This window comes from Tardisphaera saccharovorans, assembly GCF_046635845.1.
Lineage (GTDB): Archaea > Thermoproteota > Thermoprotei_A > Marsarchaeales > UBA168 > UBA168.
In genome coordinates this window covers 350,993-367,130 of sequence record NZ_JAQQXN010000001.1, presented here as the reverse complement: position 1 = coordinate 367,130, position 16,138 = coordinate 350,993, and the positions used below count along the sequence as shown (strand labels likewise).

Annotated in this window: 19 protein-coding genes; 5 read left to right on the top strand and 14 right to left on the bottom strand. The window is 53.5% G+C overall.

The window, feature by feature from the left end; genetic code table 11:
• Positions 1–38: 38 nt before the first annotated feature.
• Positions 39–1,049: a methenyltetrahydromethanopterin cyclohydrolase gene (locus PRZ02_RS01920; protein ID WP_449464162.1), complete on the bottom strand. Its 1,011-nt coding sequence runs from the start codon at positions 1,047–1,049 to the stop codon at positions 39–41.
• Complete coding sequence (locus PRZ02_RS01915; protein WP_449464161.1) at positions 1,046–2,215, bottom strand: MFS transporter; 1,170 nt, start codon at positions 2,213–2,215, stop codon at positions 1,046–1,048. The genes PRZ02_RS01920 and PRZ02_RS01915 overlap by 4 nt, the downstream gene beginning before the upstream one ends.
• Positions 2,216–2,390: 175 nt before the next feature.
• On the opposite strand from PRZ02_RS01915, the gene PRZ02_RS01910 reads away from it, so the two are divergent.
• Positions 2,391–3,080 carry an HAD family hydrolase gene (locus PRZ02_RS01910; protein WP_449464160.1) on the top strand — a complete coding sequence of 230 codons (690 nt, stop codon included), beginning with the start codon at positions 2,391–2,393 and terminating at the stop codon, positions 3,078–3,080.
• A gap of 41 nt (positions 3,081–3,121) precedes the next feature.
• On the opposite strand, the gene PRZ02_RS01905 is transcribed toward PRZ02_RS01910, so the two are convergent.
• On the bottom strand, positions 3,122–4,249 hold the full coding sequence (locus PRZ02_RS01905; RefSeq protein WP_449464159.1) for an MFS transporter: 1,128 nt from the start codon (positions 4,247–4,249) through the stop codon (positions 3,122–3,124).
• A 71-nt stretch (positions 4,250–4,320) separates the two neighbouring features.
• Between PRZ02_RS01905 and PRZ02_RS01900 the strand changes: the two genes are divergently transcribed.
• Positions 4,321–5,325 (top strand): glycosyltransferase, encoded by a 1,005-nt coding sequence (locus PRZ02_RS01900; protein ID WP_449464158.1) that lies wholly within the window; start codon positions 4,321–4,323, stop codon positions 5,323–5,325.
• Here the strand turns inward: PRZ02_RS01900 and PRZ02_RS01895 are convergent.
• The 6 genes from PRZ02_RS01895 to PRZ02_RS01870 form a co-directional block, all read right to left on the bottom strand.
• Complete coding sequence (locus PRZ02_RS01895) at positions 5,322–6,317, bottom strand: aldo/keto reductase (protein ID WP_449464157.1); 996 nt, start codon at positions 6,315–6,317, stop codon at positions 5,322–5,324. The two genes, PRZ02_RS01900 and PRZ02_RS01895, sit on opposite strands and share 4 nt — an antisense overlap.
• Positions 6,314–7,555: an NRAMP family divalent metal transporter gene (locus PRZ02_RS01890; RefSeq protein ID WP_449464156.1), complete on the bottom strand. Its 1,242-nt coding sequence runs from the start codon at positions 7,553–7,555 to the stop codon at positions 6,314–6,316. The genes PRZ02_RS01895 and PRZ02_RS01890 overlap by 4 nt, the downstream gene beginning before the upstream one ends.
• 2 nt (positions 7,556–7,557) lie before the next feature.
• On the bottom strand, positions 7,558–8,223 hold the full coding sequence (locus tag PRZ02_RS01885) for a metal-dependent transcriptional regulator (protein ID WP_449464155.1): 666 nt from the start codon (positions 8,221–8,223) through the stop codon (positions 7,558–7,560).
• Between the two features lie 43 nt (positions 8,224–8,266).
• The gene (locus PRZ02_RS01880; protein ID WP_449464154.1) at positions 8,267–9,196 is read right to left on the bottom strand and encodes a triphosphoribosyl-dephospho-CoA synthase; all 930 of its coding nucleotides are present in this window, start codon (positions 9,194–9,196) and stop codon (positions 8,267–8,269) included.
• A 258-nt stretch (positions 9,197–9,454) separates the two neighbouring features.
• Positions 9,455–9,775, bottom strand: a complete 321-nt coding sequence (locus PRZ02_RS01875) for a zinc ribbon domain-containing protein (protein WP_449464153.1) — start codon at positions 9,773–9,775, stop codon at positions 9,455–9,457.
• Between the two features lie 57 nt (positions 9,776–9,832).
• Complete coding sequence (locus PRZ02_RS01870) at positions 9,833–10,240, bottom strand: transposase (RefSeq protein WP_449464152.1); 408 nt, start codon at positions 10,238–10,240, stop codon at positions 9,833–9,835.
• A gap of 111 nt (positions 10,241–10,351) precedes the next feature.
• Between PRZ02_RS01870 and PRZ02_RS01865 the strand changes: the two genes are divergently transcribed.
• The 3 genes from PRZ02_RS01865 to PRZ02_RS01855 are packed head-to-tail and all read left to right on the top strand — an operon-like array spanning position 10,352 to position 12,552.
• Positions 10,352–11,383, top strand: a complete 1,032-nt coding sequence (locus tag PRZ02_RS01865; RefSeq protein WP_449464151.1) for a glycoside hydrolase family 5 protein — start codon at positions 10,352–10,354, stop codon at positions 11,381–11,383.
• A gap of 37 nt (positions 11,384–11,420) precedes the next feature.
• A complete protein-coding gene (locus PRZ02_RS01860; RefSeq protein WP_449464150.1) occupies positions 11,421–12,260 on the top strand; it encodes a lipoate--protein ligase family protein in 840 nt (279 codons plus the stop codon).
• The gene (locus tag PRZ02_RS01855; protein WP_449464149.1) at positions 12,241–12,552 is read left to right on the top strand and encodes a hypothetical protein; all 312 of its coding nucleotides are present in this window, start codon (positions 12,241–12,243) and stop codon (positions 12,550–12,552) included. Before PRZ02_RS01860 ends, PRZ02_RS01855 begins: the two co-directional genes overlap by 20 nt.
• A 4-nt stretch (positions 12,553–12,556) precedes the next feature.
• Here the strand turns inward: PRZ02_RS01855 and PRZ02_RS01850 are convergent, their stop codons facing one another.
• From PRZ02_RS01850 to PRZ02_RS01830, 5 genes are read right to left on the bottom strand one after another with little or no spacing between them, the layout of a single operon-like run.
• Positions 12,557–13,204, bottom strand: a complete 648-nt coding sequence (locus PRZ02_RS01850) for a dihydrolipoamide acetyltransferase family protein (RefSeq protein ID WP_449464427.1) — start codon at positions 13,202–13,204, stop codon at positions 12,557–12,559.
• A 15-nt stretch (positions 13,205–13,219) separates the two neighbouring features.
• A complete protein-coding gene (locus PRZ02_RS01845) occupies positions 13,220–13,447 on the bottom strand; it encodes a lipoyl domain-containing protein (RefSeq protein ID WP_449464148.1) in 228 nt (75 codons plus the stop codon).
• 5 nt (positions 13,448–13,452) lie between these two features.
• The gene (locus tag PRZ02_RS01840) at positions 13,453–14,427 is read right to left on the bottom strand and encodes an alpha-ketoacid dehydrogenase subunit beta (RefSeq protein ID WP_449464147.1); all 975 of its coding nucleotides are present in this window, start codon (positions 14,425–14,427) and stop codon (positions 13,453–13,455) included.
• Between the two features lie 10 nt (positions 14,428–14,437).
• On the bottom strand, positions 14,438–15,469 hold the full coding sequence (locus PRZ02_RS01835) for a thiamine pyrophosphate-dependent dehydrogenase E1 component subunit alpha (RefSeq protein WP_449464146.1): 1,032 nt from the start codon (positions 15,467–15,469) through the stop codon (positions 14,438–14,440).
• Entirely contained in the window at positions 15,454–16,080 is a 627-nt protein-coding gene (locus PRZ02_RS01830) for an isochorismatase family cysteine hydrolase (protein ID WP_449464145.1), read from the bottom strand. Before PRZ02_RS01830 ends, PRZ02_RS01835 begins: the two co-directional genes overlap by 16 nt.
• Positions 16,081–16,138 lie beyond the last annotated feature (58 nt).

Below are 16,138 nucleotides of genomic sequence, written 5' to 3'. Positions count from 1 at the left end.
TAAGGGCGCTATCTAGCGCAAAAGCCTTTGCCGAGGGCTTAAGGGATTTCCCGCTTTGAGCCAAAGAACGACGCAAGTAGCAGGTCCTCCCTTATCTTACCCACAGTTAGCACGTTCCTCCCGCTCGCAAGAGTGAACCGCGCGGCTGAGAAGTCCCCTAGATCCACAGAGTAAAAACCATCCCTCATCAAGGAGTAAAAGTCGACCTCTAAGTGCGTCGGAGGCAAAAGGCTCACGTTTAGTCCATCTAGTGCTCCCTCCTCCAGCTCGTAGTACGCGCTTCCTCCGTACCTTATGGCGTCGTTTGCCATTCCGTTGGCTCTGTCATCATCCCCAAACACCGTGGGAGGTAAGGGTGCGTTACCGTAAGCCGTCTTGACCTTCTTGGGGTCAAGCCCAAGCAAAACCAGCTTGTGAAGGCCAGTCTCAGCCACGGAGCTCGCAAGCCTTACCGACATGGTCATGGAAGACGTCCTGGCGATCACCGCGTGAAGGTGGTCTGGTTCGACCCCCGTCTGTTCCGCTATCCAGTTAAGGACCTTCTCATCAGGATAGCTTGAGGTCTCCAACAGCAGATACGCGTCGTCGCTTACTTCCCTGTGACCTATCAGCGAGTATATCTGAGCAGGAGCGTAAATGCGGTAGCTGTAGGCCCTCTTATCCACGTTTTCCTTAACTCCCTTGGGAAGGCTCCTGTTAAGCGCCAGGGCCCGCGCTGGGCCCGAGCCTATGGCCCTGAAATCCCCAACCTCGATCTCCCAGTCACCGTAAGTGCCCCCTAGAAAGGAAAGGGCAGGCATGTCACTGTGAACTTGAACAGATGGAAGGCTCACGGTTCCGTAAACGGAGAGGCCGAGGTCCAAGTCAAGCATGCCGCACGCGCACATCTGGCTCACCAGCTTTCCAGCCTCATGTGAACCCGTTGTCCTGACACCTGCGTCCACTAAGGTGAATTTGCCGACCTTCACCTCCACGACCTTAAGGGATTCAGGCCTTTCCACAAGGGCATAGTAGTAAGGCGCTGCCGTTGCGTTCAGGCTGATGGTCAAAGCCCTCGCCTCACCCTCTTTCTGTACGCGCCGAATATGGAAAAGTCGTAGACTATCTTCGAAGCGCCACCTATGACGATTGGAACCGTGACCAAACCCGCGGCTAGCAGGGCACCGGTTATGGGAGAACCAGGAAGGGCGCTTATCGTTCTGGCAGTGTTCGTTATCGCCACTGCAGATACCCTGTCGTCGCTGCTGAACAGGTCGGCCATGAGTGCCTGCCTCGCTGGCACGTCCATCTGTGACACGCTCTGCCTCAAGAACAGGAACGCCAGCGCCCCGCTAAGGAAGCCCGAAAGCGGGATCATTATCAGAAATACGTTCGAAAGCAGGTGGGAGTAAAACATGGTCCTCAAATTACCAACCCTGTGCGCTATGTAACCGGACGCGATTATGGATACGGCGGTTATTATGTTTACGACCATGAATATGGGGCCAAGAAGCTTCAGAGAGACGTGGTAAGTGAAGTAGAACCAGTAACTGAGAAGGCTCTGCGTCACGAAACCCCCTCCAAAGGCGTCCATGGAAAACAGAAAAGAGAGCTTCCAGAGGTCACCCTTGCTCTTGCTTTCCATGGCCTGCAGCCCCGGCTTCTTAGAGCTGGACTCGATCCCCGAAAGGCCCAAATAAATTAAGAACAACAGTATTCCGACGGCGCCGTAAAGCAGGAAGAGCAACCTGAAAACCAAGGGGCTATCCGCGAAGTAAGCGGGTATGGAAGCCGCGAGCGAGCCAAGCGCCGACGTCGCGTAACCTATGAAGTTGTAAACGCCGAAAGCCCTCTCCTTGTTTCCCACAAGGCTGGGAAGCACCCCGCTCTCCACCGACTGAAAAGGCCCCGTCTCAGTGCTGTTCGTACTTATGTTGCCAATGAACAGGGCGATGAGGATCGCGGGCAAAAGCTCCGATGAGAAAAGCAGGATCCCAGAAACGGCCATAAGTAGGCTGAACGCAAGCAGCGAGTGCTTCCTTCCGAAGACGTTGCCGTACCAAGTGAGAAATATGTTTGAAACGGCATTTCCTATCATAACGAGGAAAATGGCGATACCAACCATGAAGGCCCCGTATCCAAGCTTTGCCATGTAGATTGGCACCGCTATGGTCATCATACCAAACACGAACACCCTGCTTGCCTTGGCTGAGTAGATCAACAAAGCTCTGTTCATTTTTTGTGAAAGGCCATCTCACACTTTAAAGGTTTTCCAGCTATGATTTCTCAAGCGCTGGGCCTTGGCAAGCCCTCAGCGAGCTTGCAGAGCGCAAAAATCGCAGCGCGTGCCCTCTGAGGGCGATTCTCTTTTGCGCTCGCATACGCTTAACTTGCCTCTTTTACAATCTCTCATGGTTGATGGCGTTTCGTTCGACGTTTGGGGCACTATTTTCGGCGACGCTTTCTTCTCCGAAATCGAAGAACATTACACGGAATACACCGGCACATCAAGGACGGAGATCGCCCAAAGCATGCAGAGGGCATACGAGGTCCTAAGGGAAAAGCGCAAGGAGGGAGCCATAGGCAAGGGGATAGACCCCGTGGCGTACAGCCTTGAGCTTCTTGAGCCCTTCGGCGTTGACGTTGACGCTTTCAAAAACGCCATGGCAGCAGCCCTCATCAGCATCGACGTCGAAAAGCTGCTAATGCCGGGGATGCGGGAGGCCATCGAAGAGCTTTACAAGGACCACGCGCTAGTTATACTGGGAAACGTCGTTTACTGGCCAGGTGCCTACACGAGGGCTCTCATAAGTAAAGCTGGGCTTTCAAAGTTCTTCAGGGCGCAACTCTACTCGGACGAGATCGGGTGCGCAAAGCCTTCGCGTGAGGCCTTCTCAAAGGCACTATCCCTCTTGGGGATCACCGACCCCCGCAGGGCAGCTCACGTGGGGGATAATTTTTACGAGGACTTTTGCGGTGCAATTGGCTCAAACTTTCATGCGGTCATGCTCACGAGGGACGTCACTCAGACAACGGTCATAGGTGGCAACGCCTTCGTTAGGGATGCATCGCAGTTGCCCTTGACCATAAGAGGGCTTTGAGGGCAAGGTCAAAGCGCGCCGCTGTCCGCGAACGCAGGAACTCACTGGACGCTTCGCCAAAGCTCCCCTCTTATTTTCTTGGGCAAAAGCCAAAGGGAAAGCGGTAGAAGCGAAGCGGCAGCCAGAAACTCGGGTACGCTGGAAACTGAGTAAACAAGTATGTGCGAAAACAGCGGCGAGATCCACATGCCTGTCACCATGTTCAGGAAGTTGACCATGGATAACCCAAGCGAGAAGTTCTTGGACACGCTCGAAGTGCGGGCGTAGTAACTGCTGGTGGCGGCGGTTCCAAAGAAGCCGGTGAGGGACATGGCCGCTATCATGCCGTAAAGGCCAAATCCTATCAGAAAGTAGCACGCTGCCGTCACAGCTATCATGACTACTATGAAGGCTCCCTTCCTCTTGCTCTTGTCGTAGAGAACGGACGCAAGCCCTCCAAAAACGCTGCCTAGGAAGTAAACCGACGTTAACACTCCCGCTATGGACGGGGAGGCCCCGTAAACGAGCTCCGCGTATGATGCCATCAAGGTTCCCGCCGCGTACGTTGTTCCCCAAAAGCCAGCTGTTGAAAGACCCAAGACGATCACTGGAAGCTCAAGGGTTAGGGCAGGCCTTGCTCCCGGTGTCCGGGCCCTGTTCTGGACGACGAACAAGTTCTCAAAAGCGAGAATTAAGCCTAGCGACCCACCCAGCATAGTTGCTGCCCTCCAGCCCAAGGCCACGTCCGGCACTCCCCATATTAGGCCTAGGGCTCCTCCGACGTCAAAGGCGGTGTTATAAATACCCATTATGAGCCCGGCCCTGTTCTCCCTACTCTTAAGCAATACGGCAGCGGCAGGGGAAAAGAAGAAGCCAGCTCCAACGCCTGAGATGAGCCTCAGCAAAAGCAACTCGTCAAAGCTCGTGCTAAGGGCCAAAATCACATCCGCAAGCGATAACAGGGATAGGCCTACCACGTAAACAAGTTTCGCGGAGTACCTTGTGGAGAGAATGCCTGCTGGTATTTGGGCTGTGGCCGCTCCTAATATGAAGAAGAAGGGCACGAGCCCAACGCTTGAAGCACCAACCCCCATAGCGGACGCTATGGTCAGAAGCACCGGAGACAGGAAGTACCATTGCAGCGCGTAGATCCCACGTGCCGTAAGTATTGAGGGCACGGAACGGTCCAAAATGATATCAAGCCTCAGGAACGCATAACATATAAGCTTTCGGCAAGCTCTCTCGTTCGGTGGGTTGACCCATGCGCGTCCTCTATCTAAGCTCAAGCGTGGGCTTAGGCCACGTAACCCGCGACGTGGTGCTGGGCAAAGAGCTAGCGAGAAGGGGCGCGTCGATCACGTGGATCTCATCGGGAGCCGCTCTGGCCTACCTCAAGCTCAGAGGAGAGAAGACCGCGCCTATCTCAGAAAGGCTCTTAAGCCTCGGAGACGCGTTCGAATTGGCCCTCAAAGGTGGAAGGGTGAGCCTGGACCCGGTCTCCCTTTACTCCATCTACAGGACCATAAAGCACAACTCGGCTGAGCTTTCTTCCCTCAACTTAGAAGATTACGACGCGGTGATCGCCGACGAGTTTTGGGAACTTTTGAACAGGAGATCTGAACGCGGCTTCTTCATAAGTGATTTCACCCGCTTTAGGGGAAGGTTCAACCCATTCCTATCTCGCCTCATTGAAAGGGCGAACTCCTCTATGATGCAAAGCCTCAAGAATTGGAGGGCGTATTACGTCGGCCTAAGACCAGAGAGCGACCCTTACTTTAGATACTTTGGCCAGATATTCACCGAAAACGCCAGAAAAGCGCTTGAGCTGGGCGCCACCTCGGGAGGAGGAAAGCTGGTGACTTTCGGCGGCACGAGGGCAGGACTAAACCTAGCAAAGAGGCTAATTAAGGAGTTCCCGGAAGCAAATTTGCTTAGCCCTTACCTAACGCGCTCATGGCATGAACCATCTGAGCAGCTGCGCTCTTCGGACCTCGTTTTCACAATGTGCGGATACGGAACGCTTCTAGAGCTTGCGGTGCTCAAAAAGAGGGCCATACTGTTCTATCCCCGCAACGACTTCGAGCAAGAGGGCAACGCTGCGCTCTTCACTTCAAGAAGTGGATACAGGGCCTATCCCATGGACTCCTTCCCGAAGGACATCGTTTCCGTCGCAAAAAAAGTAATGGACGAAGACCCAGATCCCCCAAGCTTCGTTGATGCCACCAATGACTTGGCGGCTGACATCATCTCGCGCGTGGACGCCTAAGAGCTTAAGATCTCGTCGATGGCCTTCATGTCGTCTCTGCTAAGGGAAACGTTAACGGCATCGACGTCTTCCTCTAGCTCCTCAACGCTCGTCGCACCTATGAGGGGGACAACGGTTATCCCAAGGTCGATATTCATAAGCCAAGCAAGGGCTAGCTGGGATAGCTTTATCCCCTTCGAGTCAGCGATCTCCTTCAGCCTCCTGACCTTTTCCTTGGTTGCCTCCACGAAGTTCACGAGCCCCTTTTCCAGCGTGGCCCTGCTTCCCTGGGGAACGCCTCCGAGATACCTTCCCGCAAGCACGCCCTGCGCCAGGGGAACGTAGGCCGCAAGGGCCATGCCATGCTGCCTAGCTACGGGCACCTTGCTCTGCTCTATCCCCCTCTGCAACATGTTATAGGCCTCCTGCATTATGCTGAACTTCTCAAGGTTTTTCCTTTCAGCTATCTCCTGAAAGTCGATCATGTCCTGAGCAGGATGGTTGCTTATTCCCAGATAGTGAACCAAGCCCTCGTGAACCAGATCGTTGAGTGCGCTCAGCGTCTCTTCGTGCGGCACGTGGTCGTCCCTCCAGTGGATGTAGTAGATGTCCACGTAGTTCATGTTGAGCCTGGCCAGAGACTCCCTTATCTGCCACCTTATGTGCTTCCGAGAGAGACCCTCGCCGTTCGGAAAGCCGGCCATCCTTGCCCTTACCTTCGTTGCCACTACCAGGCTTTCCCTCTCGTAGCCCTTGAGCACATCTCCAAGTATCCTCTCGGAAGTTCCCGAGTGCGGGTAGTGTGCTGGCGTATCGCTTACGGTTCCCACGTACGTGTTTGCAGTATCAAAGAAGTTTATGCCAAGGTCAATGGCCTTTTTTATTATCTTGGTGCTCGTCTCCACGTCGACCTTGTGAACCCCGTCTGGGTAGGTCTCGGGAGAAACGGGCAGGTGCCAAGTACCATAAGAAATGGCGGAAACCTCAAGGCCTCTAACGTACACGTATTTCATAAGAAATAGGTGCCGTAGGATAAAAGAGTTCGCGGGACAGAGATGGCAAATGAGAAGACCGCAAAGGACAGAATTATGATGGCCATTGCCCACGCCATAACCTGCCTCTTCTTCCCGTTTTTATACCTTCCCAGCACTTTCTCGTCTCCACCGAGCTTTATCAGAAGGGTTAGTGGGAAAACCAGCACGAGACCGTTAAGGGCCATGGCGTCGATCATTATGGGAACCACTTGCCTGAAAGCCGCTATTATCACAACCGCAGGTATTACCTCCACGAAGTATATGATGTAAAAGGGGTTCAGAAGCTTCTTGTGGTTAAGGCTCGCCTTCCACCCAAAGTACTCGGATATGCCATATGCCGAAGCAAGTGATATCGTCACGGCTGCTAGAAAGCCAGCCGCTATCAGGCCGAGGGAAAAGATGATGATACCAGCTCTACCCGCAAGCCGATAGAACACGCTTCCCATTTCGCTCACGGATGTCAGCGGCCCAACATTCTTAGATACGGCCGCGCTTGCCACTATCACGCATATCATGAGGAACTGTGTCGCTATGCTTCCAAGGAGCGTTTCCAGCTTCTCCGCTGAAACGTCGGTCTCGGAGAGCTTCTTGTCAACTACAGCTGACTGTTGATAAAATATCATGAAAGGCATTATGACAGCCCCGATGTCAGCCGTTACCATAAAAGCGAAGGATGGATCCAAGTAGGACTGAAGGGGACTAAGCCCCCTCAACAGCGCAGACGGATTAGGCCTTGAGATGAAGGCCATGACCACGAACAGCAGAAGAAAGCCAGAGATTATCATAAGCATTTTCTCCACCTTCGTGTAGCTCTTCGTGAAGACTATCACCGTGTGAAAGGTAAAAGCCATGAGAAGGGCGTACAATAGTGGTATGCCCAAGAGCTCAGCACCAGTAGCTATCCCGGCAAATTCTCCCACGTAGCTGAGCCCGTCAACAAAAAAGACACCCCCTGCGGTAACCGCAGATGCCTTTTTACCGTACCTCTCCTTAACGAGCGATATGAAGCCCTTACCGGTAACCGCGCCAAGTCTTGCTGCCATCTCCTGAAAAATGTAAAGCGGAACAATTAGGATGAGCATCAGAAGCACCAGCCTGTAGCCGAATTCCGATCCAGAAGCTATTGCGGCTGCTGTACTAGGCGCATCCATGTCAGCCATCATCGTTATCCAGCCAGGCCCGAAAACCGAGAGAAAACCTTTCTCCTTAGAACGCAAGGTCAGAGATCACTCTCCAGCGGCATCGCCCTCACGACTTCGGCCAACTCCCTTGATATGCGAAACTCCCTTTCGCGGCCGCTTTCGTCCTTTTGGCGAACGCGCAGGCCATCTGGCCCCTGCTCAACGGATATCACTGCTCCTGGCTTTAGCCCCAGTGCCTCGACCATGTAGAGCGTATCGAACTCCTCGAAGGTTATCCGGGTGACGCGGGCACTCCCGCGGACCTTCGAGACCGGTAGGTCTGCCAGCTGGGCAACGCGCCCCTCCTTGTCTGGTATTGGGTTCCCGTGAGGGCAGTAACGCGAGCTTACCTTTCTCTCTATGAGGTCCGCTATCTTCTCATCGATGGCATGCTCGAGCACGCGACTTTCTTCGTGCGCCTCCGCCCAGGGCATCCCCAATATGTCCGTGAGGAGTAGTTCAGCCAGCCTGTGCTTTCTCACAATCTTAAGCGCCTTCTCCATGCCCCCGTCCGTCAGCTCAAAAGCCCCCCTCTTGTTTTTTCTCACAAGACCTGAAGTGGTCATCTTGGCTAGTTTCTCCTCCACGGAGCTGGGTGCTATCTCGAGGATCTGCGCTATCTCGCTGAGCCTTGCTTCTCCATGGCTCTCTAGGAGTTCATACATGGCAAGCAAGTAGTCCTCGACGGTGATCTCCGGCTGCATAAAGTATTTAGGCGCGCCTAAATAAACATTTCTAAATCGGAAATTATATCTTCTTTCCGAGAAGCAAAGCCATAAATATAGATGAGGCAACTAGATCGGCGACGCTGCCCGGACTCCATCCGAGACGCCTCATTTTACAATCCAAGCCCTCCACGAGGTGCCTTCCCTCGTCGGTAGCAACACCTCCCAAGCGAAGCGCGTGGGCTGCTTCCTCTCTTACCCACGCCATCTTTTTCATACCGTCGGAGACTTTTTCCCTGACGTCCTCTCCGCGACCGGCAGCCCTGGCTATAAACGTGTCGCCCATCTCGGACAAAAGCTTCAGGAACGTGTTGACGCAGGCCACGTTGGGGTCATCAAAGGACGAGTAATAGCGGGCCGCACCTACTGAAGCAGGAAAACCGCTGGTCATCTCGGCTGCAACCATGTCCCAGCCAGCAGATGCGCGCATAACGTCAAAGATGCTCAACTTTTTTTCCTTCAGCTTCTCCGCTGCGCGCGGATCATTAACATCTGGAACATCACCCTCATCGTACTTGCCCAGCGATTCCCTGTTCATGGAGATCCTTATGGCTTCGTAGAGGTCTGCAGACTGCTCGGGCCCAGCGAGCTTGAGCGACTCGGAGGCAGCAGCACCCAACTCCTCGAGGTCTTCCACGTCCTCAAGGGATTGAATCTTTCCGGCGGAGTAAGCTAAAGGGATAAGAAGCATGGCAGTGCCCAAGTGGGTATTTCCACCTCTCTGGACTGAATATGAGAGCTTCACGTGCCCCAGCGTAAGCGAGCCAAATTGGTCATCGCCAAGGGCAGCCCTTCTTAAAAAGGGAAAAAGCGACGCCGCGCCCACCATAAAGTGCTCGAAGCGCGTGCCCGGAAAGTCTGCCGTCCGGTGAACATTGCCGGGCTTAGGCCATCCGGCAAGCTCAAGAAGCGACGCCGAAACCCCTAGAAAAGCTATCTGATCTGCGTCCATAGAACCCTAACTGCGGTGGCTATTGGGCGTTCCGCACAGTTTCTACACATCAACAAATCTCGAAGAAAGAGCTAGAATTCAAGGCGCTATCATGTCGGCAGAATCCATGCATGCAAAAGGGGCTTTGACGCGCTAAGCGCGCTTGGCACTTCACTCTATCTCCTGCAAAAGCCCAGGTCACTCCGACAATTTGATTGTAAAAGGCGACCTTGCATCTTTTTTTTGCAAACCCAAATGGGTAACTGCATAAGGGGTGAACTACCCTGACCTTACGGTCAGAGCTTCCTGGTTCATCGCCGCGCTTGCTTTCACATGAGGAATACTTTGCAAGTATTCCGTTATGCTACTTGTAAAGGCGCGCTCATCCCCGGGCGCCTCGCCCGCGTTCCACAGGCAGAGCCCCTTATCTCTTATCACCAAAGCTGATGCCGCATCCCTGTCAAACCAGGAGCCGCACGAGGGGCACGTGAACTCCCTGTCCGACAGCTTCAGCCGAACCTCAGCCCCGCACACCGGGCATACACCTGTTGTCTTAACAAACCTGTCAACCTCGATCGGAGTGCTAGCTTTCCTCTTCAAGGCATCGCGGATTTCCCCGACCGATCTCTCCAGGATCTTCTTTCCAAACAGCTTCTACTATGACCTTGTGTTGTCCGCCCGAAACACAACGTACTGATAATTGCTTACCACGTAGTGCGCTATCTTGTTTGTTATATCCTTCTTGATGTTGTTCTCATGCTCATACTTCCTACTGACCTTCAGCGAAAGCTTCTTCCTGTTGCTTGATCCTTTCTTAGCTCTTGAGAAATAGCGCTGAAGCTTTTTGAGCCTCTTGCTCTGCAGAACTGAGTATGAAACCTTTATCCTGTTTGAGAAAGCGACCTGATCCTTCACTCCGAGGCCAATGCCAATATCCTTTTTATTCTCAACCTTAGGCTCTTTCGGCATGTATGCTGTTATGTGCAGATAATAGTCTCCATTCCTTTCTATAAGGTTAGCCGTGGCGAGCTTAGCGCCCTCAGGTATCTGCTCCAGGCCGCTCACCCTTGCCTACGTTAATGGCAGAATACTGCCAAATCCTACTCGGAAGCGGCAACCGCCGCACCCGCTAGGTCAGCTTGCAACAATTCTTTTATGGTTCGGCCTGTGAGCCCTATGCAACGCCTTTGCGGTTTTAACTTCGGTAACTGGCTTTCGCAAGCGGAGTTCACGCCAGAAAGGGTCTCCTTCTACACTGAAAGGGATTTAAAGTACATGGCTGACCTCGGGTTCAACTTCTTGCGCCTTCCCGTGGACTACTTCTTCTTCGAGGTCGAGCCCTACAAGTACGATGAAGCTCGCCTTTGCATAGTCGACAGGGCCATATATTGGGCAAGCAAGTACGACATAACGGTGCTATTAGACATGCATCACCTACCCGGATACGGAGTTGGGCGCAGGGATTACAGCCTCTGGACTGACCGCGAAAAGCAGAGAAGGGCAGAGGCCATATGGAGGTACCTCACCAGGAGGTACAGGGAGTACGGCGACGAGCTGGCCTTCGACGTCATAAACGAGCCTGATGGAGTTACCAACGAAAACCTCCTCTCCTTCTACGAGAGGATGATAGCCGCCATAAGGGATGAAGATGAAGACAGGATCATCTACGTAGAGGGAAACGACTTCGGCAGGATACCCATAACTGTGAAGGAGAAGCGCGTGGTTTACTCCTTCCACCAGTACGAACCCATGTGGGTTACCCATCTGGGGGCAAGCTGGGCGGGCGAGGGGATATACCACCTAGGTCTCATGGGGGCTCAGCCCGACTACCCAGGCGCCCCCGACCTAAGCGAGGTAGCCAAGCTTTACCCTAACGACTGGATACTGAGGTACCATAAGAAGTACGCGGATAAGGGCTACCTAGAGAGCGTCATGGCAGCTTGGTTCAAACTCCAAGAGCAAGGGGAGACCGTGCACTGCAGCGAGTTCGGGGTTTACGCCAAGATGGCGAAGAGAAGCACAGCGCTCAATTGGTACGAGGACATGCTCTCCTTATTGAAGCAAAGGAACGTGGGCTGGGCCCTATGGAACCTGAGGGGACCTTTCGGCGTGATATCCACGGGCAGGGAAGATTGGCAGACCGGAAGGACGCCATGGGGAGAGCCCCTAGACGAGGGGCTCCTCGAGATCCTAAGGAAGTACCTATAACTCGCTACGTTTAAAAACGAAAGAAAAGATTTTTCACATGAAGGTAAGAGTTCTTGAGGCGGAGTACGAAGACCCTTACTACAACCTGGCCGTGGAAGAAGCCATTCCCATAGCGGTTGGACGCGGGCTGGTCGATCCAACGCTCAGGTTTTGGAGGAACAGAAATGCGGTCGTCATAGGCAGGTTTCAGTGCCCTGAGCTTGAGGTTAACCTGAAGCTTGCCGCCGAGAAGGGCGTTAGGGTGGTCAGGAGGTTCACAGGGGGCGGGGCGGTTTACCACGATATGGGCAACGTGAACTACGCCCTTTCCCTGAGGTCTGAGCAGAACCCTGACATGCGCGCTTACTTCGAAAAGGTAGGCAGCTCTGTGGCTGCTGGCCTTAACAGGCTAGCGGGACCCGGCTTCTCCTACGTTCCCCTTAACGACATAGCCTACAAGGAAAGCAAGGTCTCGGGATTGGCGGCGTCCATTGGGGAAGGATATATCTTCGTCCACGGCGCCCTTCTGGCCAACGTTGACCTAAACCTCCTGTCCTCGGTCCTGAGGCCTCCCCCAGAGAAGTTCGAGGGAAAGGCGGTGAGGAGCGTGGCTAAGCGGGTTGTCAACCTCTCTGAGATAGCCAACAGGATCCTTTCCTTTGAGGAGATAGCAGATGCCATAATTGAGGGCTTCAAAGAGGTAATGGGCTTCGAGCCGTACAGGACCGAGCTATCCGAAGAAGAGAAAAAGATCGCCGATCAGCTATACAAGGAGAAGTACTCCACGCTCGATTGGAGCCTTGGATCGCTTACCCTTTGCCCAACAACCCCCGAGGAAAGAGAGCTCATAAGGAAGGTCAGTTTGGGAAAGCGAGGTGATGAGCGTGGTGCTCACTAGAGTAACTGGGTCGCTAAAGTCAAAGGAGGGAAAATTGGTAAGGGTATCCGTATACTATGCCCCACAGGGTGTGGACTCAGTCATGATAACGGGCGACTTCTTCATGGAACCGCCAGAGGTACTAGATGAGCTCATGGTTCGCCTGAAGGGGTTACCAGTAGATCAGGTTCCCGCACATGTGAAAGAATTTCTCGAGGCGAAAAAGCCCATCATGGTCGGAGTCAGCGCTGACGACTTCGTGACCGCCTTTCAAAAAGCCATAACGAGTGGAGATAAAGAAACCATAGACTGAAAGATCAGGAATAAGAGGACGCTTTTTCCTCCAGCTCTTTTTTCACGTCTGAGAGAAACCTTGCTCCCTCAGCCCCATCGAAGACCCTGTGGTCCATAGACAGGGTGATGTAGGAGTGTCCGTTCTCCCTTATGCGTCCTATCCCCAAGATGGCCGTCTGAGGGGGATTAATTATTGGTATGAAATACTCGATGCCGAAGGAACCGAGGTTGCTTACCGTAAAGGTACCTCCCGTCATATCGTAAAGCTCGAGCTGCCCTTCCCTTGCTTTTTGGGCAAGGTCGTTTATCTCCTTGGTGATCTGCGAAAGGCTCTTTGTCTCAGCTTGCCCTATGACCGGGGCAAAAAGCCCCCTCGGAGTGTCGACAGCTATGCAAACGTTGGCCTCGGCGGCCAGTGATATGGTGTCATCCTCAAAAGTGGAGTTGACGTAAGGATGATTCATGAGCGCACTGGCACAGGCTTTGACGATGTAGGCGTTTATGGAGGGCTTTTCTTGCCTTCTCTCCCTGTCGGAAAGCACCTTGCCCATGTCAACATCCATCGTGAGATACGCGGCCGGTATCTCCCTATGGGAGTAGGATAGCCTCTCGCTGATGGTGCGCCTTATCCCCTCGAGTTGCACCTTCTCCCTTATCTTCGGGACCCTCACGCTCAAATCTTTCGCCTAGCTCACTTCGGCTATCTTGCTGCCTACCTTTACCCTGCTTCCCTCAGCGGCGATTATCTTCAGCGTTCCGGCCGCAGGAGCCTTGACGTCGAATGTGGTCTTAGCGCCTTCCACGGAGGCAATGCCTTCTCCCGCCTCTACGTGATCACCGTCCTTCTTTTTCCATTTGAGTATTCTCACGGTTTCGGTTGACGGATCAACCCTTGGCGCAAAAACATCGGCCATTTTTTTCACCTGATAAGGCTTTCGGCTGCGCGTAAGAGCTTATCCTCGTCGATCATGTACTGGGATTCAAGGGCTGGTGAGGTTGGCACGTGGACCTCCGGAGGATGAAGCCTAAGCACGGGCTTTTTGAGGGAACCGTAACAGAGATCGTAGATATCGGCCGCGATCTCAGAAGCCACGCTTGAGTTCTCGTGCTCATCGGAAGCTATGAGAAGCCTTCCCGTCTTTTGGACGCTGGCAGCTATCGTCTTCACGTCAAGCGGCCTCGCTGTCACGGGATCTATTACCTCAGCGCTTATGCCCTTCTTCTCAAGGTCCTCTGCTGCCGATAGCGCCTCGGGCACCAATCTAGACAGCGCCACAATGGTCAGGTCTTTCCCCTCCCTTACGACCTCGGCCTTACCAAAGGGAGTAACGTAATCGCCGTCCGGTACCTCTTCGGTGTAATCGAAATAGTGATACGACGGTTCTATGAAAACCGTTGGTCTCTCGTCTCTGAGCGCCTGCTTTATGAGTCCCTTGGCGACCTTCGGCCTTGAAGGTAGCACCACGTTTATGCCCACTATGTTCGCGAAGGCCGACGGGAAGAACTGCGAGTGCTGGGGCCCGTTGTGCCTTCCAAGGCTGTACTGCGTCCTTATCACGAAGGGCGCGGAGAGCTTGCCCGCGCTCACGAACTTTATCTGTGCTCCTTGGTTCATGATCTGCTCCAAGGCCAAGGGCGTGAAATCCATGTACATTATCTCGACCACTGGTCTAAGCCCCATCATGGCAGCGCCAACGCCGAAACCCGCAAGCGCTATCTCGCTTATGGGACTATCGAGGACCCGTTTCGAGCCGAACTTATCAAGCAATCCCTTCGTGACCCCCATTATTCCGCCAGCGGCGGCGACGTCTTCCCCTATTATTATGACCCTGTCGTTTCTCTCCATTTCCTCTTCAAGCCCTTGCCTTATGGCTTGGGCCAAGTTCATCTCCATGCTCATCACCTCAAACCAAGTCGTAAAGCGCGGAGAACGAAAGCACGCCATCCGACTCGGCGTACTTCTCCGCGCTTTCCACCTCTTTCTTGGCCCATTCCTCGACTTGAGCTAGTTCGTCCTCCTCGTAGCCCTCGTCAAGTAACCTCCTCTTCATCATATCAATGGGATCTCTGGAAAGCCATGCCTTAACCTCATCGCTGGGCCTGTAGGACGCCTCATCATAGGGGTTATGCCCCTTCATCCTGTACGTGACCGCCTCTATCAGCATTGGCTTTCCAGACCTCACGTCGGCCTCCGCGGTCTTGACCGCCCTGTAAACGGAGAACGGATCGTTTCCATCGGCTACCAAAGTGGGTATGCCGAGCGATTCCGCTCTCTTCTCAATGCTTCCGCCTGACATGACCTTTGAGGTTCTCGTGTACTCCGCGTACAGGTTATTCTCAACGACGAACAGGACGGGCACCTTCAGGTAGCCGGCCATGTTAAGGCCCTCGAAGAATGCTCCTATGTTGGTCGTACCGTCTCCGAAAAACGTTATGGTCATGTTATCGGTTCCATTGTACTTCATGGCGTACGCCACTCCCACCGAAATCGGTATGTGGCTTCCCACTATGGCAGTCGAGTAAAGCGCGCCTTTGTCTGGATCCATTATGACGTGCATGGAACCAGCAAGCCCTTTCGCGACGCCTCCTTCCTTACCGTAAAGCTCGGCCATCACCTTTTTTGGCTCCACGCCCAAGGCCAAGGCGTGCCCATGGCCCCTATATGTGCCAAGGACCATGTCTCCCTTCTTCATTACCTCAACGACGGCCGGGGCTATGGCCTCCTCACCGAGGTAGAGGTGGGAGAGACCTCCCAAAACGCCCCTGCTCACGTAAAGATCTTCCGCTTCCTTCTCAAAAGTCCTTATGAGAACCATCTTCCTATATATGCCGAACACCCTCTGGCGGGTAAGCCCAAAGCTATCGTACTCGTCAGGCCTTATGGTAGGCACGTTAATCGGATCGTACCCATCTTCTTTCTTCATCTGGATCTCCATTTTTCTCGATATAACGCTGTTATAGATGTATAAGCATTTCGTACCGCTTCCAGCGCGGTCAGCACCTCTCTTGAGGTCGACACTGCCATGTGCTTTGACATCACGTCAAGTGCCTCGTTATGTGCCTTTTTGTCCGGCGAAGAGACGGCATCAGAAAGCACGATAGGGAAGAATCCGCGATTAAGGGCGTCCCAGGCGCTCGCTATTATCCCAACGTCCGTTGAGATACCCGTTAAGAGTACCGTCTCGATCCCGGCGTTCCTCAGCATTTCCTCCACGGGCGTTCCAACAAAGAGGCTGGCAAAGTTCTTGTTCAGGACGTAATCGCCCTCTTTCACCTCAACAGCGAGCTCTAGATCTGAAGGGCTAAACCCTCCCCTTCCGCCAGAAAAGGCCAGCCTGGCCTTGGACTCGTATTTTTGAGGAAGCGGCGTTATTCTCGTGAATATCACGGGAATTCCGGCCTTCCGAACACCCTCAATAACGGTAGAGAGGTTTGCCATAAACTCCTCCCTGTTAAATATCCTTTGCACCAGTCCCTTCTGAACGTCCCACACAACGAGAACGGTGCGCTCGCGCTTCAAGAAGTCCTTGAGCTCCAATCCTACCACGTATGTACAAGGGAAGCGCTTTTAAACGCGCCGCAGCGATAATAATTGCGGTGTAGCT